Genomic DNA, 18,906 nt, shown 5'->3' on the forward strand with positions numbered 1-18,906 from the left:
CGGGTTCCCCGACGACGCGAGCCACCTGGTTCCGGGTGACCGCGCCGCCGGGGAGGGATGGGACGGTACGGACCCGGGGTCGCCGGGCACCGGCGGCGCGGGCGGCGGGCACGGTCGGTGGACCGCCGGCGACCCGGCCGGCCGCCGCGGGCCGGACCGGGACGCGGCGCGGCGCGGGGGCGCCTGGCGCGGTCGCGGCCCGGGGTGGTGGCGGTTGCCCGGCTCGCCGGGGGGTGGCGCGCGGTCCGCGGCTTCCGGTGGTCGGGGTGGTGCCAGGTGGCGGGGCCGACGCGGTGCGGGTGCCGGCGCGCCCGGCGACGCCGTCCGGTGGGACGGCCGTGTCCCCGGGCGGTACGCCCGGCCCGGGCTCAGCAGGCTCCTGGCCCGGTTCGGGTTCGGGGCCGGCACCGGATGGTCCGGTGCGGACGGCGTTGGCCGGTCCGGCGACGACGGCCGGTGGCGCGGCAGCGACGGCGACGGCGACGGCCGGTGGCGCGACGGCGGGCGGTGGCGCGGCAGCGACGGTCGGTGGCGCGACGACGGCGGCTGGGTCGGGTCTGCCGACGGCCTACCCGGCGACGGCGATCATCAGCGCGGCGAGACGGCGGCCCTGCCCGGCGATGGGGCGGCGCGGTCGGGTGGCGGAGGGCTCCGGCTGTCCGACAGCACGTCGCCGACCGGCCGATCTCGCGGCAGGGCCGGCGCGTCCGACGGCTGGGCTGCCGGGTCCGACGATAAGGCTGGCGGGTCCCGTGACCGGGCTGGCTGGTTCGGACGTCGGCGGGGCGGGTCCGACGGCAGGGTCGCTCGGCGCGGCGACGGGACCGGCCGGTCCGGCGGCGGGGTGGTCGGGCCGGAAACCGCAGCCGCCCTGGGCGACCGGACGGCCCGGCCCGGCGGCTGGCAGATCGGGCCCGGCGACGGCACCGCCCGGCCGGGGCTCGGCACGGCGCAGCCCGGCAGCCGCGCAGCGCGGCCCGGCGACGCCACGGCGCGAGCCGGCACCGGCGGCGACCTGCCCGGGCCCGCCGGCGGGTACGTCGTCGACTGGGACTCGGCCCAGCTCACCGCGGCCGGGCGGGGCCCCCGGGTGAACCGGTCCGCACCGCCGTCCGGTGCGGCGGGCACCCCGTACCCGCTCGGCGCCCACGGCGCCCCGCACCCGCTCGGCGGCGCGTACGCGGGTGGCGCGGCGGCGGCCGGTCTCTGGGGGCAGCTGTGGTCGCCAGGGCAGCAACAGACGCCCCCGGAGCCGGGGACGGCGGGTGGCGACGGTCCGGGAGTCGCGCCACGGGGTGGCACGGCGACCGGACAGTGGCCGGCGCTGCCGGACGAGGACGGTGCACGGCAGGCTCGTCCGCCGGCGGCGCGGCGGGCCGTACCCGGGACACCCGTGCGGGACCCGTGGCCGGCGCTGCCCGACGACCGGGAGCTGTGGGTGCCGGCGGCGAGCGCCGCGGACGCCGCGCACCTGCGCCGGCTCGACCGGGAACAGGCGGGCGGCTGATGGAACGCGTCGCCTTCCTCGTGGACGAGTCCGGCACCCGGGTGGACTGCCTGCTCAACCCGGAGACCGTGCAGGTCACCCGGCTGGCCGGGGTACGCCCCCGGGGCGCGCCGGACGGCCGGCTCACCGGGTCCGGTCTGGCCGACGACCCGCTGGTCTTCACCGGTGGCGGGCGCACCGAACTGGTGCTGGACCTGCTCTTCGACATCGACTTCGTGGAGTCCCAGGTCCGCCCCGAGGACGTCCGTGCCCTCACCCGTCCACTGTGGATGCTCGCGGAGAACTCCACCGCCGAGCACGGCTGGCTGCGGCCACCACTGGTCCGGCTGGTCTGGGGCAAGACCTGGAACGTGCCGGGAGTCATCGTGGCCATCGCCGAACGCTTCGACGCGTTCACCCTCACCGGCACGCCCCGCCGCTCCTGGCTGCGGCTGAAGCTGGTCCGGATGGCGGAGAACGCGGAGGCCGCCCAGGCGGGCTTCGAGGAGGAGCTGGCCGCGGCGAGCACCCCGACCGTGCCGCCCGGGTCCGCGGTGGTGGCCGCCGCCGACGGCGCGGCCGAGCCGGGCTGGTCCGGGGTGCGCTTCGACCTGCTCGCCCACGACGCGCTCGGCTCGCCGCTGCGCTGGCGGCTGCTCGCCGAGCACAACCGGGTCAGCGACCCGCTGACCGTGCCGGCCGGCACCGCCCTCGCGGTGCCGCCGCTCACCGCCGCCGGCGCCCCGCAGACCCGGGCCGGGGTCGCCGCCGGGACGGGAGGTGCGCCGTGATCCGGGCCGCCACCGTCACCGTCGACGGCACCCCGCTGGCCGACGCCCGGCGGCTGCGCGGGATCCGCGTCGCCGCCCGGCTCGACCAGCCGACCCAGTGCGAACTCACCCTCGCCACCGCGCCCGGCGCCGCCGCCCTCGACCCGCCGGTACGCCCCGGGGCCGCCCTCGACGTCCGCCTGGACGGCCAGCCGGACGCCCTGTTCAGCGGCGAGGTAACCGGCGTCGAGGTGGAGTACGCCGGGGACGGCGCGGCCCTGCTGCGGGTGCGGGCGTACGACCCGCTGCACCGGCTGCGCAAGCGGCAGGAGCTGCGGGTGTTCGAGTCGGTGACCGCCGCCGAGCTGGCCGCCGAGCTCTGCGCCGACGTGGGCCTCACCGTCGACGCCGACACCGACGGGCTGCGGCTGGACCGGCTGCTCCAGCACCGGCACACCGACCTGGAGCTGCTGCGCGAGGTCACCGGCCGGGCCGGCCTGCACCTGGCGGTGGACGGTGACCGGCTGCGCCTGCTGACCCTCGACGGGTACGGCGAGCCGGTCCCGTTGGCCCTCGGCACGACCGTGCACCTCCTGCGGATCGCGGAGAACCTGGACCGGGCCGGCGGCGAGTCCGTAGCGCTCGGCTGGCACCCGCAGCGCGCCGAGCCGCTGCGCCAGCAGGCCGACGAGGCCCGCTCCGGCCGGCGGGTCCCGCTGCGCCCCGACCCGGGTGAGGTCGGGGCGGACGGCGTGCGTACCGCGGTGGACCAGCCGGGGCGCAGCGACGACGAGCTGGCCGCCCTCGCCCAGGCCGGGCTGGACGCGCGGGTCGCCGCGCTGGTCACCGCCGAGGGCACCGCAGAGGGAGACCCGGCGCTGCGCCCCGGCCGGCGGATCGCCCTGGCCGGCGTCCCCGACCCGGTCGCCGGGGTGTACGTGCTGACCGAGGTGGTGCACACCGTCGACGCGAACGGCCACCTGACCCGCTTCTCCACGGTCCCGCCGGAGCCACCGCCGCCCGCCGCGCCCGCCCCGGCCACGGTCACCCTCGGCACGGTCACCGACGTCGACGACCCCGATCGGCTCGGCCGGGCCCGGGTGACGCTGCCCGCGTACGGGGACCTGGACGCGGGCTGGCTGGCGGTGGTCTGTCCGGGGGCGGGCCGGGGCCGGGGCATCGTGGCGCTGCCCGACCCGGACGACACCGTGCTGGTGGCGTTGCCCGGCGGCGAGCCGGCCGCCGGGGTGGTGCTCGGCTCGCTCTTCGGGACGATCGAGCCGTACGACGCGGGCATCGTCGCCGGCCGGTCCCGGCGCTGGTCGATGCGGACCGGCACCGGCCAGTCGATCGTCATCGACGACGACGGGCGCACCCTGCGGATGGCCACCGACGAGGGCAGCTTCGTCGAGCTGCGCCCCGGGCTGACCACCGTGCACGCGGCCGGCGACCTGGTGCTCTCCGCGCCGGGCCGGGCCATGGTGGTGCGCGCCCGCACCGTCGACTTCCAGCACGCCCCGGCGGCGGAGGACGCCAGCACCGCCGCCAACCAGGCCCGCACCCTCGCCCGCGCTCTCGGAGGTGGCTGATGCGCTGGATCCACCGCGACTCGCTGATCACCTGTGACCATGACGGCCGGGTGGCCAACCGCCCGTCCCAGCAGTGGCTGACCCTGCAGGGGGTGCCAGTGCTGGTGGAGGCCGACCCGGAGGGGCGGGACATCACCGCCTGCCCGAACTACGGGCCGACGATCAAGCCGTGCGCCACGACGCTGCGGGTCACCGTCGGCTACAGCTCCTGGCTGCGGGTGGACGGGCACCGGGTGGTGCTGTCGAACCTGGACGGTCTCACCGACGGCACCCCGCCGGGCCTGGTCCACCACACCGTCCGCGACCCGCGGCAGACCTTCCTGGGGGCGGACGGATGAGGGCGTTCCGCTTCGTCGGCGCCGGCTTCGACGCCGGACGCGCCGGCGGTCTGGGGTTGACCGCCGCCGGCGGGCTGGCCATGACCGACGGCGACGAGACCGTACGCCAGGCGCTGTACCTGCTGCTGTCGACCACGCCCGGGGAGCGGCTGATGCGGCCCGGCTACGGCTCCCGGCTGCACCGGCTGGTCTTCGCCCCCAACGACGACACCACCGCCGGCCTGGCCATCCACTACGTCCGGCAGGCCATCCGGCGGTGGGAGCCCCGGATCGAGGTGATCGACGTGGACGCCGGGCCCGATCCGGACGACCCGTGGCGGCTGGTGATCCGGCTGGACTACCGGGTGCGGGCCAGCCTCTCCCCCGGCCAGTTGGTCTTCTCCGTCGACCTGCTGCCCGCCGACGATCCCGGCGTACCCGCCGAGGAGGGAACGTCATGACGCTGCCCGTGCCGCACCTCGACGACCGCGCCTTCCTCGACCTGGTCACCGAGGCGCGGGAACGGATCCGCCGGTCCTGCCCGGACTGGACGGACCTCTCCGCGCACGATCCCGGCATGGCGCTGCTGGAGGCGTTCGCGTACCTCACCGAAGTGATGATCTACCGGCTGAACCAACTGCCGGAGAAGGCGTACGTGGCGTTCCTGAACCTGCTCGGGGTGACCCGGCACCCGCCGAGCGCCGCCTGGGCGGACGTCCGGTTCAGCCGGACCGGGCCCGACCGGGGCGCGGTCCGCATCCCCGCCGGCACCCGGGTCGCCGCCGCCCGCGGCGCCGACCCCCGGCCGGTCGTCTTCGTCACCACCGAGCCGGCCCTGCTGCCCGCCGGCGAGACCGAGGTGACGGTACGCCTGCACCACTGCGAGGTGGTCGAGGCGGAACTGCTCGGCACCGGCACCGGGCAGGCCGGCCAGGTGTTCCGGGCGGCCCGGCCGCCGCTGGCCCGGACCGCGGAGCCGCTGGACCTGCTGCTCGGCGTGGAGGTGCCGGCCGGCTCGGTGGAGCTGGGCGCGGCGGCCCGCGAGCACGACGGGCGCACGTACGAGATCTGGCGACCGGTGGACAGCTTCGCCGGCCTGGGCCCGCAGGCGAAGGTCTACCTGGTCGACCGGGCGGCGGGGGTGCTCACCTTCGCGCCCGCGCTGGACCTGCGCCCGCCGGCCGGGCCGGGCGGCGGCGGTCCGGGGCCGGGCGCCGAGGGGACGCCCGGGCCCGGTGCCGCGCCGGCCGGGGCCGCCGGGCCGACGCCGGTGGCCGGGGCGACCACGGTGGCCGCGGTGCCGCCCGCCGGGCGGCAGGTGCGGCTCTGGTACCGGTGCGGGGGCGGCCCGGCCGGGAACGTCGCGGCGGGCACCCTGACCAGCCTGCGCGACCCGCTGCCCGGGCTGCGGGTGGAGAACCCGGAGCCCGCCGGCGGAGGGCGGGACCTGGAGTCGCTGGAGTCGGCGCTGGCCCGCGGGCCGTACGAGTTCTTCGCCCAGCAGCGGGCCGTCACCGCCCGGGACTACGAGATCCTGGCCGCCGGCTCCGGCGCGGTGGCCCGGGCCCGGGCGTTCACCCGGGCGGCCGTCTACAGCTTCGCCCGCCCCGGCGAGGTCGAGGTGGTGCTGGTGCCGTACGTGCCGGAGCAGGCCCGCCCCGGCGGCCGGCTGCCGATCGAGGTGCTGCGCGAGCACGAGGTCGAGGAGGCCCGCGGCGGGGTGGCGGCCGACCTGGAACGACGCCGCGCCCTGGGCACCGCGGTCCGGGCCGGCTGGGCCCGCTACAAGGCGGTCTCCATCCAGGCCCGGGTGGTGGTGCGCCGGGAGGAGGACGTGGACGCGGTACGCCGGCGCATCCACGACCGGTTGCACCAGACGCTGAGCCCGCTGCCCACCCCGCTCAACCCGACCGGCTGGGCCTTCGGCGAGCCGCTGCGCGCCTCCAACGTGTACCGGATGCTGGAGCACGCCGAGCCGGGCGTGCGCTATGTCGAGTCGGTCCGGTTCGTCGTCGACGAGGCGCCCGACGCGCAGGTCCGCGCCCTCGCCGTCGACCAGTACCAGCCGGGCACCTGGTACGCCGGACGGGGCCCGGTGCTGTTCCGGTCCACCAACGCCGGGGCCGGCTGGGAGCCGGCCGGCCGGTTCGACGGGGAGAGCGTGGTGCGGGTGGTGCCCGCCCCGGCCCCGGTCCGGCCGGGCATCGTGCCCCGGGCCGGCTCGGTGGCGGTGGTGACCGCGCGCGACTCGGGCGGCTCCCGGGTGCACCTGAGCACCGACCTGGGCGAGACGTGGACGCCGCTGACCGGCCTGGACTCCGGGGTGCGGGACCTGGCCTGGATCGACCGGGACGGCGCCGGGGCGCTGCTGCTGGCCACCGACGCCGGGCTGTACGAGGTCTCGCTGCTGCCCGGCGCGGTGCCGTTGCAGATCCTGGTCGACCCGGCCGACGCCGACCGCGGCTTCTACGCGGTCGGGTCGTTCGTCTCCGAGCGCGGCGCGCCCGGGGTGGCGGTCGCGGCGCAGGCCGGTTTCGGCGTCTACCTGTCCACGGCGGCCGGCCGCCCCGGCACCTTCGCCCACGTGGGGCTGGCCAACGTGGACAACCGGGTGCTCGCCGTCCAGTACGACGGGCCGGCCACCCTGCTGTGGAGCGGCGCCGGGGAGCCGGACCCGCGCAAGCCCGGGCAGGGCTGCCACCGGACCCGGCTGTTCGAGTCGGACGTCAAGTGGCAGGCGGTGCAGGCCGGCTGGATCGGCGGCACCTGCCGGGATCTCGCCTTCAGCGGCAGCCTCGCGCTCGCCGCCACGCAGAGCGGCGGGGTGGTCCGGTTGGACACCCTCGCCGCCCAGCCCCAGTGGCAGCCGGTGATGGTCAACTGCGGGCTGCCGCTGCGGGACCGGACCCGGTTCGTCCCGGTCGACGCGATCGCCGCGACCGTGCCGTCCGGCGGCGCTGGCGGCACCGCCCGGCTGATCCTCGCCGGCGGCGAGCGCGGCGTGCACCGCAGCGCCGACGCCGTCGACTGGGCGGCCAGCGCGAACCAGGCCACCGCCGACGTGGTCACCGTCCCCGGCACCTGGCTGCTCTGCTCCGGCGAGCACGACATCGAGGTGGTGCGGCAGGATGCGACGAGCGGCGATTGAGCGGCTGCTGCCCGCGGCCTACCAGCGGGCCGCCGGGCCGGGCAGCGTGCTGGGCGCGCTGCTGGACGTGATGGAGGCGTTGCACGCCCCCGACGAGGCGGTGCTCGCCGACGTCGATTCGCTCTTCGCGCCCTACCGGACGCCGGACGGGTTCGTGGCGTACCTGACCCGGTGGGTGGCGATGGACCACGTGGTGGCCGCGCCCCGCGCCGACGCGCCGCCGCCGCTGCCGCTGGGCCGGCTGCGGGACCTGGTCGCGCACGGCGCGTTGCTGGCCCGCTGGCGGGGCACCCCGTACGGGATGCGCACCGCGCTGGAGCTGGCCACCGGGGTGACCGGCTTCGGGCTGGACGAGCCGGCCGACCGGCCGTTCCACGTGGTGGTGCGGGTGCCGCCGGCCGCCGCCGGCCAGCTCGCCGTGATCACCCGGATCGTCGAGGCGGAGAAGCCCGCCGCGGTCACCGTCGAGATCGTCACCGACCCGGCCCCGGACCCCGCCGACCCGCACCCCGCCGGCCCAGATCCCACCGGCCCAGATCCCACCGGCCCGGACCCCGCCGGCCCGCACCCAGCCGGCCCGGACCCCGCCGGCGCGGATGCCGTCGGGGTGGCGGGGGTCCGCGCGGTCGGCCGGGCCCACGTGTCCTCCCCTGTCCCGCCCGATCAGCCGTAGAGGAGTCGTCATGACCACCGAGTGGGCGGTCGTCGCCGCCGCCGAGCAGTTCACCCTCGACGCCCGCAACAACGGGGAGCTGACCTTCACCGTCTCCAACCCGGGGGTGGCGCCGGACACCGTGGTCTTCGACGTCGCGCCCGGCGAGGGCAGCCAACGCGCCTGGTTCACGGTGGCCGAGCCGCAACGGGTGGTGCCCGGGCAGGGTTCGGTGTCCTTCCTGGTCCGGCTCGCCGTGCCGGCCGGCACCCCGCCCCGGCGCTACGACATGACCGGCTTCGCGTACTCGGCGAACACCGCACCCGAGGAGAGCTCCCGGTCCAGCGGCCGGGTGACCTACGACGTGCGGGCGGCCGCGCCGCCCCGGCGTACGCCGTGGCCGTGGATCGCGGCCGCGGCCGCGCTGGTGCTGGTGGTGGCCGGGGTGGTGGGCTTCCTGGTGACCCGCGACGGGGGCGACGCGCCGCCGCCCGCGCAGGCCCGGGAGCTGACCCTGGAGGCGGAGAGCCTGGTGGGCGAGGCCACCGTCCAGTCCCGCGGCACGGTCGCGGCGACCGTGGTGGCGCAGCCGAACTGCTGCCAGGTGACCTGGTCCGGAAACGCCCAGCTGTTCTTCCAGGGCCGCTCGGTCGGCGACCGGGTGACGGTCCCGGTCGACCTGCCCGCCGCGGGGACCTGGCGGCTGTCGGCGTCGCGCACCACGTCGTTCGACTACGCCAACACCATCTTCCTGGTGGACGGCCGGCAGGTCGGCGACACCTTCCTCGGCTTCACCGCGACGGTGGTGAAGACCGACTTCGTCGACGTGGGCACGGTCCGGCTGGCCGAGGGCCCGCACACGCTCACCCTGGTCGTGGTGAGCAAGACGCAGGGCACCGACCGGTACTTCGCCGGCATCGACCAGATCCGCTTCACCCAACTGCTGGCCCCGTGAGCGGCCGGCAGAAGCTGCTGCTCGCCGCCCTCGCGGCGCTGCTGGTGGTGCTGTACCTGGTGGCGGTCGGCGGCGGCCGGCACGACCGGGGCGATCCGGCCGCCCGGCCCGGCTGGCTGGGCCGGCTCGGCGGCGACCGGAGCGCGGTCGACCCGGCCACGGTCACGGTGGACTGCGCGCCGCCCGCGCCGGCGCCCACCGCGACCGCAAAGGGCACCGCCGTCGGCTTCACCACCGGCTGCGTGCTGCGGGTCGCCGACCCCGGCGGGCTGCACACGCTGGTGCTGCGCAGCGGGGCGCGGTTCGTGGTGAGCGCCCCGGCGCCGGGGGACGCGGACGTCACCGTGCGCGACGAGGTGACGCCGGGCGACGACGGTACGGCGGTGGCGAAGGTGGCCGTCGACAAGGCCACCGAGGTGGTCCTGGGCTGCCCGGGAGGTGGCGGATGCACGGTCACCGTTGCCCGGTCCTGACCGGCGGGGAGGTACGTCATGGGTGAGCTGCGCAAACCGTTCCTGCTGCTGGCGCTGCTCGCGGTCGCCCTGGTGGTGGGGCTGGAACTGGGCGCGGCGCTGCTCACCGGCGGCGGGGACGCCGGCGCCGCGCTGCGGGAGAGCGCCGGCCGCCTCGACGTGGAACTCGGCGACGTCGGCGGGGTCACCGAGCCGTCCGGTCGGGGCACCGGTTACCTGGCCCTCATCGACGTGGTGGCGCTCTGGACCACCGGGCTGTTCTGTCTGAGCCTGGTGCTGCCGGAGCGGATCCAGGGCCGGGTGCAGGGGGTGGCCACCCTGGTGTTCTCGATCGTGCTGCTGATCGTCTCCTTCGTCCTGCTGATCGTGGCGTTCGTCGAACTGACTGTGATGGTCTCGCTGTTCCTGGCGGCGCCGTTCGGCACCCTGGCGTACCTGGCGGTGTGGGGGTTCTTCCCGGTCGGCGAGGCGGCCGCCCTGCTCGGCCTGGTGCTGCTGCTCAAGCTGGTCTGGGCCGGCCTGCTGCTGCTCGCCCAGCCGCGTTTCCTGCAGAACAAGGGCCTGGTGCTGCTGGCGCTGACCACATTGCTCTGCACGGTGGTGCTGGAGTTCCTGCACCGGCTGGTGCCGGGGATCCTGGTCAGCATCACCGACGACCTCGGCGCGCTGGTCTTCGCGGTGGTCGCGATCGTCTGGGCGCTGGTGCTGCTGATCGGTTCCATCCCGGCCATCGTGAAGGCCGTCCGCACGACGGCGACCACCTCCCGGCCGACCGCCTCGACCCGGTGAGGCGGCTCGGGCCGGCCGATCAGGCAACGGCTTTCCCCCCGCTGCTGCGGTAGCCTCTCGCCACGGGTGAGCAAGGGGGGGTGGCATGGCGACGCTGGCCGACGTCGCCCGCCGGGCGGGCGTCTCCCCCGCGACCGCTTCGCGGGTCATCAGCGGCAGCAGCAAACCGGTCGCGGACGAGCTGCGCGAGCGGGTGCTGCGGGCCGTCGCCGAGCTGCGGTACGTGCCGAACGCGCACGCCCAACTGCTGGCCCGGCCGCAGCGCAGCGTGGTCGGCGTGGTGGTGCACGACGTCTCCGACCCGTACTTCGCCGAGCTGACCCGGGGGCTGCAACGGGTCGCCACCGAGCGGGGGCGGCTCGTCATCATCTGCAACAGCTACCGGGACCCGGAGCGGGAGGTCGAGTACGTCGACATGCTCCGCGCCCAGCAGGTGGCCGCGATCGTGCTGGCCGGCTCCGGCTACCACGACCCGGCCGTCAACGCCGTGCTCGACGAGCGGCTGGGCGCGTACGCGGCGGCCGGCGGGCGGGTGGCCGTGGTGGGCCGGCACCAGCACCGGGGCGACGCCGTGCTGCCGGCCAACGCCGAGGGCGCCCGGCTGATCGGCGGCGAGCTGCGCCGGCTCGGCCACCGGGCGATCGCCGTGATCGCCGGCCCGGCGACGCTCACCACCACCACCGACCGGCTGGCCGGCCTCCACGAGGGACTGGCCGAGCCGCTGCCGGCGGAGCACATCCGGTACGCGGACTTCACCCGCGACGGCGGGGCGCGGGCCATGGCCGAGTTGCTGGACGCCGTACCGGGGTTGACGGCGGTGGTGGCGCTGAACGACTCGATGGCGGTGGGCGCCCTGGGGGTGCTGCGCGGGCGCGGGGTGCGGGTGCCGGCGGAGGTCTCCGTGGTCGGCTTCGACGACATGCCGGTCGCCGCCGACGTGACCCCCGCACTGACCACGGTCCGGCTGCCGCTGGCCGAGCTGGGCGCGCGGGCGATGACCCTGGCCCTCGAGGCGGCCGACGGCCGCGACCGGGTGGAGACCCTCCCCGCCGAACTGGTCCGCCGGGACAGCCTCGGTCCCCCGCCGACCTGACCCGCCGGGACAGCCTCGCCGGCGCGCCGCCGGCGCCGGCCCGGCGACCCCGACGGTCAGTCCCGGGCCGGGTCGGCGAGCCGGGCCGCGACGGCCGCCCGGTCCAGGTGGCCGTCGGCGACCAGCACCCGGTGCCGGCCGCGCCGGGGGGTGCCGGCACGGACCACGGCGGGCCGGTCGAAGGCGTACGCGGCGCAGACGCCCGGGTACATGGCGGTCCGCACGAACCACCGGTCGCCGGGCCCCAGGCCGGTGAAGACCAGGGTGTACGCCCCGCCGCCCGGCCCGGTGCCGGTGAGCGCCAGCCAGGGCGCGGCCGAGCCGTTGACCGCCTCCTCCCCGGTGGCGTCGGCGGTGAACACCCGGGCCTCGTCGGCGGTGACCGCCCGCCAGAAGAAGCCGCCGTAGCCGGCCCCGCCGGGGCGGCCGTTGGTGGCCGGGCTGCCCAGGTGCACGTCGCGGCCGGTGGCGGCGGTGAGCGTGCTGGACACGTCCAGCCACCAGGCGTCGGCGCCGGCCGGGGCGGCGGTGAGCCGGCGCCGCTCGCGCAGCAGCGTGCGGCCGGTGCGGTCGCGCCAGTCGAGGTCGTGCGTCAGCCGGTCGGCGGCCCGCTCCCGCCAGCCGCTGTGCGCGATGACGCCGTGGTCGTCCCGCCAGGTGTAGCCGGTGCCGCGCACGTAGGTGCGCCCGCCCCAGAGGTTGACCCCGTCGACGTCCTGCACGGCGAGGGAAGCGCCGAGGTGCCAGACATGGTCGGCGGGGAGCGCGTCGGTGACCAGGGTGCCGGCGCGGGTACGCACCGGGTGCAGGTAGGGCCGCGGCCCGTGCTCGGGCGCGAGGTCGGGCCGGACGACGTACCGGGCCACCTCGACGCCGGCCACGACCAGCCGGGCGTCGGCCTCGCCGGCGACGGCACCGGGACGGTCGGCCTCGCCGGCGCCAGGGCCGGGACGGTCGGCATCGCCGGCGGCGGGGTCGGGACGGTCGGCTGTCACCGTGGCTCCGGGCCGGGCATCGGGGGGCCGGCGGCGGTGCGGGCCGCGGGCTCCGGGCCGGCCAGCGGCCGGCGGGCGGCCACCACGTGCAGGGCGGCCAGCGCGTACCCGCCGAGGATCGGCACCGCCACCGGGGTGACCAGCACGGCGAGCAGCCCGGCCAGGCAGCACACCCCGCTGGCGGCGGCCCAGGTGCCGGGCCGCTGCGGGCAGGCCCGCGCGACCGCCCGGGCGGCGGCCCGCCAGCCGCGGCCGCCGGTGCGCCCGACGGCGACGACGACCAGGCCCGCGTACCCGAGGAGGGCGGCGGTGACCACGGCGGTGAGGGCCGTGGCGGGCCCACCGCCGGGCACCCGGCCGGCGGCGAGGGCGAGCAGGTCGGCGCCGAGCGCGCCGGCCACGGCGAGCCCGGCGGCGCTGGCCGCCAGCCCGGCCGGGAGCGCGCGGCCGAACCGGGTGAGGGTGCTCCGCGCGTCGGGCCAGCTCCCGGTGCGGTCGCGGTCGTGCAGCGCGGCGCTGGCGGTGGCGACGGCCGGGGCGAGGGTGAGCAGCGGCAGGCCGGCCAGGGCCACCGCGAAGCCGAGCAGCGCCAGGTCGGTGGCCTCGCGCAGGGTGTCCCGCCAGTCCCGGCGGGGCCGCTCGGCGTGCTCGCCGGCCGGGTCGGGTGGCGCGGCGGCGAGCCGGCCGGTGGGCCCGCTCATCCCTTGAGCCCGCTGGTGTTGATGCCCTCGACCAGCATCCGCTGGAAGGCCAGGAAGAACAGGAAGACCGGCAGCAGGGACAGCACCGACATGGCGAACATCGGCCCGACCGCGCTCTGGCTGGTGGAGTCGATGAACAGGGTCAGCGCCACCGGGACGGTGTAGTCCTCCAGGGTGGACAGGTAGACCAGTTGGCGGAAGAAGTCGTTCCAGGTCCAGATGAACGAGAAGATCGCGGTGGTGACCAGCGCCGGGCGGCTCAGCGGCAGGATGACGTGCCGGAACACGCCGAACGGCGAGGCACCGTCGATCTTGGCGGCCTCGTCCAGCTCGCGCGGAATGCCGCGCATGAACTGGACCATGAGGAAGACGAAGAACGCCTCGGTGGCCAGGAAGTGCGGGATCAGCAGCGGCAGGTACGGCCAGTCCCCGCCGACCAGGCCGAGGCTGCGGAACAGGATGTACTGCGGCACGATCAGCACGTGCCCGGGCAGCAGCAGGGTGCCGACCATGACGGTGAACCAGACCCGGCGCAGCCGGAACCGCAGCCGTCCCAGGGCGTACGCGGCCAGCAGGCAGGAGGCCGCGTTGCCGAACACGGTGAAGAGGCTGACCATCGCGCTGTTGAGGAAGAACCGGCCGAAGCTGACGTCGAAGTTGGTCCAGCCGGCGTGGTAGTTGCCGGGGCTGAACCGCTCGGGCAGCAGCCCGACGTTGTTGACGATCTCGGCCTGCGACTTGACCGAGGTGCCGAGCATCCACACCAGCGGGTAGAGCACCACCGCGACGATCGCGATCAGGATCAGCAGCCGAACGGCCGGCCGGGTGCCGCCGGGCCGGCGGCGGGGGCGGGCCGGGGCGAGGGCGGTCATGAGTCCTCCCCGTCGGAGTAGTGCACCCAGAACCGGCCGGTGCTGAAGAAGACCGCCGTGATGGCCGCGATGGCCAGCAGGAACACCCAGGCCATCGCCGAGGCGTAGCCCATCTCCAGGTCGGTGAAGCCGGAGATGTAGAGCTTCAGCGTGTACATCAGGGTGGAGTCGACCGGGCCGCCCGTGCCGTTGCTGAGCACGAAGGCGGCGGTGAAGCCCTGGAAGCCGTGGATGGTCTCCAGCACCAGGTTGAAGAAGATGACCGGGGAGAGCATCGGCAGGGTGACCGCCCGGAACTGCCGCCAGGCGCCGGCGCCGTCGACGGCGGCCGCCTCGTACAGCTCGGTGGGCACCTGCTTCAACCCGGCCAGGAAGATCACCATGGGCGCGCCGAACTGCCAGATCGCCAGCACCATCAGCGTCTCCAGGGCCCAGTCCGGGTCGCTGACCCAGGGCAGGCCCTCGACGCCGAAGAGGGCCAGGAAGGAGTTGAACGCGCCGTCCCGGTTGAACATGTTGACCCAGACGATGGCCAGGGCCACGCTGCCGCCGAGCAGCGACGGCAGGTAGAACAGGCTGCGGAACAGCCCGACGCCGCGCCAGGTGCGGTTGAGCAGCAGCGCCACGCCGAGCGCGGCGGCCAGCTTCAGCGGCACCGCCACCAGGGCGAAGGTCAGCGTCACCCGCACCGCGTGCCAGTACGACGGGTCCCCGGTGAACATCCGCTCGTAGTTGGCCAGTCCGACCCAGCGCACCTCGGACAGCGGGGTGAGGATGTCGTAGTCGGTGAAGCTGAGCCACAGCGACAGCAGCATGGGGATCGCCGTGATGCCCATCAGTCCGATGAGCCAGGGCGAGAGGAAGACGTACCCGGCCAGTCCTTCGCCGTACCGGGCCCGGCCGGCCCCGCCCCGCCTGGGGTGGGTGCCGGCCGGACCGGTGCGTCGGGTCCGGTCGGGCGCCGTGGTGAGGGCCACGGGGCCGCTCCTTTCCGTCGGCCGGGTCAGGCGATCGCGGACTTGCAGGCCGCCATGAACTGCTCGGCGGCCTCGGCCGGGGTGGCCCGGCCGTACTGGGCGTTCTCCGCGGCCTTGGTCAGCTCGGCCTTGACCTTGCTGTGCCCCTTGATCGGGACCTGTGGGGAGGTGCCGAACTTCTGCGCCAGGTCGGACTCGACCTGGATGGACTGCTTCATGGCCGGGTCGGTGGCGGTCTCGCTGACCTTGGTGCGCAGGTCCAGGTTGGACGGCAGGCCGCGGTCGGTGCCGAGCAGCGCCACCGCCTCGGGGTCGTTGACCATGAAGTTGATCACGTCGACCGCGACGTCCCGGTGCTTGCTGCTCTTGAACACCGACCAGTACATCGACGCCCGGGCCCACTGGGCGCTCGGGTCGCCCGGGTACGCCACCACGCCCAGCTCGTCCTTGGTGTTCTTCTTCAGGTCCGGCATCTGGTTGGCCCAGACCCAGGAGGTAGCCGCCTTCCCGGTGACCACGAGCTGCTTGGTGATGTCGGTGGCGTTGCCCTGGTGGATGACGTCCGCGGTCGGGGTGGCGCCCCGGTCGCGGGCGCCCTTCCACAGCTCGAACCACTTCGTCACGTCCTCGACGGTGAAGCCGAGTTCGTTGCCCTGGTACAGGTCCTTGCCCTGCTGGCGCAGCCAGACCCAGAGCGCCTTGTAGTCGGCGCTCGGGTCCTGGGTGCCGGGCACCTTCGTCTTCTTCGCCACCTGCTCGGCCCAGGCGATGTGCTCCTCCCAGCTCATCCCGGTGGTCGGCTCCGGCAGCCCGTTCTTGACCAGCAGGGTCTTGTTGTAGACCAGGCCCTGGGTGTTCTCCCCGGCGGCCACCCCGGCGAGCTTGCCGTCGACCACCCCGTAGTCCAGCAGGCTCTTGGGGAACTTCGTCACGTCGAGCTTGCCCGAGTCGCGGTAGCTGCCCAGGTCGAGGGTGGTGCTGCGGCCGGCGTACTCGGCCAGGTAGTTGTCGTCGATCTGGAACAGGTCGGGCGGGTTGCCGCCGGCGGTCAGCGTGGCGAGCTTGTCGAAGTAGCCCTGGTTGGCCTGCCAGGTCTTCTCGAAGGTCACGTTCGGGTGCTTCTTGGTGTAGAGGGCCAGGGCGTCCTCGGTGAGCTTGGCCCGGGCGTCGCCGCCCCACCAGAAGATGGAGAGCTTGACCTGACCGTCGTCGCCGGCGCCGTCGTCGCCGCAGGCCGCGGCGCCCAGCGCGAGGGGCGCGGCCAGCGCCACGGCGGCCAGGCCGCGGACGAATCGACGTCGGGTCAGCGGGGTACGGTGATGCCGCCCGGCGGGTGCGCCGGCGGTGGGGGACGTTGCGGGGTGCATCTGCGCTCACTCCTCGGCTGTGGAAGGCGACGACGTCACCGACGGCTGGCCGCGGGCCGCCCGGGTCCGCACGGCGATGCGGGCCCGGGCCTCCACGTCAGGCGCCGGGGGCGTCCCGACCGGACGGTGGGACGGGTCCGGTCGAGTCGCGGACGACCAGTTCGGTCTGGAGCATTACCTGTGCGGTGGTGCGACGGTCGCCGGCCGCGGCGCTCCGGCCCCGGGCGCCGCGTGGCCCCTCGGAGTCGTGTTGCAGCAGCATGTCGACGGCCGTCCGGCCGGCGGCCGCGGTCGGCGTGGCCACCGTCGTCAACTTGGGGCGGGTCAGCCGGCTCAGCGCGATGTCGTCGACGCCGACGACGCTGACGTCGGCCGGGACCCGCAGCCCCAGCGCGTCGAGCCCTTCGATCAGGCCGATCGCCTGGAGGTCGTTGTAGGCGAGCACGGCCGTGACGCCACTGCGGCGAACCTGTTCGGCGGCGGCGCCACCGCCGGTCTCGGTGGGCGGGTTGGGGCCCAGGACGGTCAGGTCGGCGCCGCCGGCCCGGGCCGCCGCGCCGGCCACCCGGCGCATCTCGCGGTTGGTCCACGAGCCGCGCGGACCGCCCAGCAGCGCGATCCGGCGGTGCCCGAGGCCGAGCAGGTGCTCGACCGCGAGCCGGGCGCCCTGACCGACGTCCATCATCACGCACGGCAGGCCGGTGACCTGGCGGTTTATCACCACCACCGGGACCTCCCGGCTGACCTGCTCGATCAGGCTGTTGCTCATCCGGGGGCTGCACAGCAGCACCCCGTCGACCTGCTTGGCCAGGGCGTGGACCAGTTCCTCCTCGGCGACCGGGTCCTCGTTGGTGTCGGCCACGAAGACGTGGTAGTCGCGGTGCCGGGCCTGCCCCTCGGCCGCCTTGATCAGCGGCGGGAAGAACGGGTTGGCGATGTCGGCGACGATCAGGCCGATGTTGTGGGTCCGGCCGGTGATCAGCGCCCGCGCGGCCCGGTTGGGCCGGTAGCCCAGGTCCTCCGCGCAGGCCAGCACCCGGACCCGGGTCTCCGGGTTGACCAGGTGCGGGGCCGAGAAGGTGCGGGAGACCGTGGAGATGTGCACGCCCGAGGCGCGCGCGACGTCCCGGATGGTGGCTGGCACGGCGGGCTCCCCTCGTCCGATGTGGTGGCGGTCACGTGAGTGCGCCAATTAATGCAAACGGTTGCGCCCATGTCAACGCTCCATTGTTACGGCTCGATTGCGGTGAGGCTGGCCGCCCGGCGCGGTGCCGGCCCAAATGCGGGCAAAGGTAACGGCTTTGCCGCTGGCCGTTGACGTTGTATTCGTCGGCGTGGTTACTTCGCTGCAAACCTTTGCAGCACTCCGGGGAGGCCGACCGTGTCACCACCCGCCCGGGACCGGGTCCGTCACGCCCTGGTCGGCGCCGGCGCGCGGGCCGAGATGTTCGTCCGCGCGCTCGCCCGCGACCACGCCGACACCGCCGAGCTGGTCGCCCTCGCCGACGTCAACCAGGCCCGGATGGACGCGCACAACCGCTGGCTGGCGGCGCTCGGGCACCCGCCGGTGCCGACGTACCCGGCCGCCGACTTCGCCGCCATGCTCGCCGCGGAGCGGGTCGACGTGGTGCTGGTGACCAGCGTCGACGTCACCCACGACGAGTACGTGGTGGCCGCCCTGCGGGCCGGCTGCGACGTGATCACCGAGAAGCCGATGACCGTCGACGCGCCACGGTGCCGGCGGATCCTGGACACGGTGGCGGAGACCGGCCGGCGGGTCACCGTCGCCTTCAACTACCGCTACAACCCGTTGCACGAGCAGGTGCGCCGGCTGCTCGCCGACGGCGCGGTCGGCGAGATCGGCTCGGTGCACTTCGAGTGGCTGCTCGACGTCCGGCACGGCGCCGACTACTTCCGCCGCTGGCACCGGGACAAGGCGGTCTCGGGCGGGCTGCTGGTGCACAAGGCCAGCCACCACTTCGACCTGGTGAACTGGTGGCTGGACGCCCGGCCGGTCGAGGTGCACGCGGCCGGGCGGCTGTTCTTCTACGGCGACTCGGGCCGCCGGCACGGCTACGCCCGCGACTACGACCGGGCGCACGGCTCCCCCGCCGCCGCCGACGACCCGTTCGCCCTGCGGTTGGCCGAGCACCCCCGGCTGCGCGAGCTCTACCTGGACGCCGAGGCCGAGGACGGCTACCACCGCGACCGCAACGTCTTCGCCCCCGGCGTGACCATCGAGGACGACCTGGCCGTGCTGGCCCGCTACTCCACCGGGGCCACCATGACCTACCACCTGACCGCGTACGCCCCCTGGGAGGGCTACCGGGTCATGGTCAACGGCAGCCGGGGCCGCCTCGAACTGGAGGTCACCGAGAGCGACCACGTCAGCCCGGCCGGCGCCGGGGCGCTCAAGGGCGCCGCGCTGCACGGCGACCAGGCCGCCGCCGAGCACGGCGCGGCCCGGCTGACCCTGCGCCCGTTCTGGGCGCCGCCGGTGGACGTGCCCGTCGACGGCTGGACCCGGCAGGGCCACGGCGGCGCGGACGCCCGGATGACCCGGGTGCTCCTCGGCGGCGAGCCCGACCCGCTGGGCCGGGCGGCCACCGCGTACGACGGGGCGCTGGCCCTGCTCACCGGCCTGGCCGCCAACCGCTCGCTGGACACCGGCGCGCCCGTCCGGGTCGCCGACCTGCTCACCCTGCCCTGATCGAGGAGCCCG

18 protein-coding genes are annotated in these 18,906 nt (G+C 75.8%); 12 read left to right on the plus strand and 6 right to left on the minus strand.

All coding sequences use genetic code 11. From position 1 onward, the window contains the following. Positions 1-844 precede the first annotated feature (844 nt). From AB0I11_RS20325 to AB0I11_RS20375, 11 genes are all read left to right on the plus strand, one after another. Positions 845-1,507, plus strand: coding sequence for a hypothetical protein (locus AB0I11_RS20325; RefSeq protein ID WP_357322416.1), 663 nt, complete (start codon positions 845-847; stop codon positions 1,505-1,507). Then, entirely contained in the window at positions 1,507-2,277 is a 771-nt protein-coding gene (locus tag AB0I11_RS20330; protein WP_357322419.1) for a hypothetical protein, read from the plus strand. Before AB0I11_RS20325 ends, AB0I11_RS20330 begins: the two co-directional genes overlap by 1 nt. Further along, positions 2,274-3,845: a phage baseplate assembly protein V gene (locus tag AB0I11_RS20335; protein WP_357322422.1), complete on the plus strand. Its 1,572-nt coding sequence runs from the start codon at positions 2,274-2,276 to the stop codon at positions 3,843-3,845. Before AB0I11_RS20330 ends, AB0I11_RS20335 begins: the two co-directional genes overlap by 4 nt. Then, on the plus strand, positions 3,845-4,183 hold the full coding sequence (locus AB0I11_RS20340; protein WP_357322425.1) for a hypothetical protein: 339 nt from the start codon (positions 3,845-3,847) through the stop codon (positions 4,181-4,183). The genes AB0I11_RS20335 and AB0I11_RS20340 overlap by 1 nt, the downstream gene beginning before the upstream one ends. Further along, positions 4,180-4,623: a GPW/gp25 family protein gene (locus tag AB0I11_RS20345; protein ID WP_357322428.1), complete on the plus strand. Its 444-nt coding sequence runs from the start codon at positions 4,180-4,182 to the stop codon at positions 4,621-4,623. Before AB0I11_RS20340 ends, AB0I11_RS20345 begins: the two co-directional genes overlap by 4 nt. Then, positions 4,620-7,310 (plus strand): putative baseplate assembly protein, encoded by a 2,691-nt coding sequence (locus AB0I11_RS20350; RefSeq protein WP_357322431.1) that lies wholly within the window; start codon positions 4,620-4,622, stop codon positions 7,308-7,310. Before AB0I11_RS20345 ends, AB0I11_RS20350 begins: the two co-directional genes overlap by 4 nt. Then, positions 7,291-7,983 carry a phage tail protein gene (locus tag AB0I11_RS20355; RefSeq protein WP_357322434.1) on the plus strand — a complete coding sequence of 231 codons (693 nt, stop codon included), beginning with the start codon at positions 7,291-7,293 and terminating at the stop codon, positions 7,981-7,983. The genes AB0I11_RS20350 and AB0I11_RS20355 overlap by 20 nt, the downstream gene beginning before the upstream one ends. Positions 7,984-7,993: 10 nt before the next feature. After that, positions 7,994-8,917 carry a hypothetical protein gene (locus tag AB0I11_RS20360; RefSeq protein WP_357322437.1) on the plus strand — a complete coding sequence of 308 codons (924 nt, stop codon included), beginning with the start codon at positions 7,994-7,996 and terminating at the stop codon, positions 8,915-8,917. Then, on the plus strand, positions 8,914-9,390 hold the full coding sequence (locus AB0I11_RS20365) for a hypothetical protein (protein ID WP_357322440.1): 477 nt from the start codon (positions 8,914-8,916) through the stop codon (positions 9,388-9,390). Before AB0I11_RS20360 ends, AB0I11_RS20365 begins: the two co-directional genes overlap by 4 nt. 18 nt (positions 9,391-9,408) lie before the next feature. Continuing rightward, positions 9,409-10,179 carry a hypothetical protein gene (locus AB0I11_RS20370; protein WP_357322442.1) on the plus strand — a complete coding sequence of 257 codons (771 nt, stop codon included), beginning with the start codon at positions 9,409-9,411 and terminating at the stop codon, positions 10,177-10,179. 85 nt (positions 10,180-10,264) lie between these two features. After that, entirely contained in the window at positions 10,265-11,272 is a 1,008-nt protein-coding gene (locus AB0I11_RS20375; protein WP_357322445.1) for a LacI family DNA-binding transcriptional regulator, read from the plus strand. A gap of 56 nt (positions 11,273-11,328) precedes the next feature. On the opposite strand, the gene AB0I11_RS20380 is transcribed toward AB0I11_RS20375, so the two are convergent. The 6 genes from AB0I11_RS20380 to AB0I11_RS20405 form a co-directional block, all read right to left on the minus strand. Beyond that, positions 11,329-12,267: a PmoA family protein gene (locus AB0I11_RS20380; RefSeq protein ID WP_357322448.1), complete on the minus strand. Its 939-nt coding sequence runs from the start codon at positions 12,265-12,267 to the stop codon at positions 11,329-11,331. After that, a complete protein-coding gene (locus AB0I11_RS20385) occupies positions 12,264-12,968 on the minus strand; it encodes a hypothetical protein (RefSeq protein WP_357322451.1) in 705 nt (234 codons plus the stop codon). Before AB0I11_RS20385 ends, AB0I11_RS20380 begins: the two co-directional genes overlap by 4 nt. Next, positions 12,965-13,840, minus strand: a complete 876-nt coding sequence (locus AB0I11_RS20390; RefSeq protein ID WP_357322454.1) for a carbohydrate ABC transporter permease — start codon at positions 13,838-13,840, stop codon at positions 12,965-12,967. Before AB0I11_RS20390 ends, AB0I11_RS20385 begins: the two co-directional genes overlap by 4 nt. Further along, positions 13,837-14,817: a sugar ABC transporter permease gene (locus AB0I11_RS20395; protein WP_357322457.1), complete on the minus strand. Its 981-nt coding sequence runs from the start codon at positions 14,815-14,817 to the stop codon at positions 13,837-13,839. The genes AB0I11_RS20390 and AB0I11_RS20395 overlap by 4 nt, the downstream gene beginning before the upstream one ends. Positions 14,818-14,843: 26 nt before the next feature. Continuing rightward, the gene (locus tag AB0I11_RS20400; protein WP_357322460.1) at positions 14,844-16,184 is read right to left on the minus strand and encodes an extracellular solute-binding protein; all 1,341 of its coding nucleotides are present in this window, start codon (positions 16,182-16,184) and stop codon (positions 14,844-14,846) included. 97 nt (positions 16,185-16,281) lie between these two features. Beyond that, positions 16,282-17,328: a LacI family DNA-binding transcriptional regulator gene (locus AB0I11_RS20405; protein ID WP_357322463.1), complete on the minus strand. Its 1,047-nt coding sequence runs from the start codon at positions 17,326-17,328 to the stop codon at positions 16,282-16,284. Between the two features lie 237 nt (positions 17,329-17,565). Here AB0I11_RS20405 and AB0I11_RS20410 point away from each other — a divergent pair, with 237 nt between their 5' ends. Continuing rightward, the gene (locus tag AB0I11_RS20410; protein ID WP_357322466.1) at positions 17,566-18,894 is read left to right on the plus strand and encodes a Gfo/Idh/MocA family oxidoreductase; all 1,329 of its coding nucleotides are present in this window, start codon (positions 17,566-17,568) and stop codon (positions 18,892-18,894) included. Positions 18,895-18,906: the final 12 nt, after the last annotated feature.

This window comes from Micromonospora sp. NPDC050495, from assembly GCF_040655175.1.
Classification (GTDB): domain Bacteria; phylum Actinomycetota; class Actinomycetes; order Mycobacteriales; family Micromonosporaceae; genus Micromonospora.

Excerpts from the sequence above, each read along its gene's own strand:
- AB0I11_RS20400 (WP_357322460.1), bottom strand. The coding sequence starts at position 16,184 with ATGCACCCCGCAACGTCCCCCACCGCCGGCGCACCCGCCGGGCGGCAT.
- AB0I11_RS20345 (WP_357322428.1), top strand. The coding sequence starts at position 4,180 with ATGAGGGCGTTCCGCTTCGTCGGCGCCGGCTTCGACGCCGGACGCGCC.
- AB0I11_RS20340 (WP_357322425.1), top strand. The coding sequence starts at position 3,845 with ATGCGCTGGATCCACCGCGACTCGCTGATCACCTGTGACCATGACGGC.
- AB0I11_RS20385 (WP_357322451.1), bottom strand. The coding sequence starts at position 12,968 with ATGAGCGGGCCCACCGGCCGGCTCGCCGCCGCGCCACCCGACCCGGCC.
- AB0I11_RS20360 (WP_357322437.1), top strand. The coding sequence starts at position 7,994 with ATGACCACCGAGTGGGCGGTCGTCGCCGCCGCCGAGCAGTTCACCCTC.
- AB0I11_RS20350 (WP_357322431.1), top strand. The coding sequence starts at position 4,620 with ATGACGCTGCCCGTGCCGCACCTCGACGACCGCGCCTTCCTCGACCTG.
- AB0I11_RS20375 (WP_357322445.1), top strand. The coding sequence starts at position 10,265 with ATGGCGACGCTGGCCGACGTCGCCCGCCGGGCGGGCGTCTCCCCCGCG.
- AB0I11_RS20330 (WP_357322419.1), top strand. The coding sequence starts at position 1,507 with ATGGAACGCGTCGCCTTCCTCGTGGACGAGTCCGGCACCCGGGTGGAC.
- AB0I11_RS20355 (WP_357322434.1), top strand. The coding sequence starts at position 7,291 with ATGCGACGAGCGGCGATTGAGCGGCTGCTGCCCGCGGCCTACCAGCGG.
- AB0I11_RS20390 (WP_357322454.1), bottom strand. The coding sequence starts at position 13,840 with ATGACCGCCCTCGCCCCGGCCCGCCCCCGCCGCCGGCCCGGCGGCACC.
- AB0I11_RS20370 (WP_357322442.1), top strand. The coding sequence starts at position 9,409 with ATGGGTGAGCTGCGCAAACCGTTCCTGCTGCTGGCGCTGCTCGCGGTC.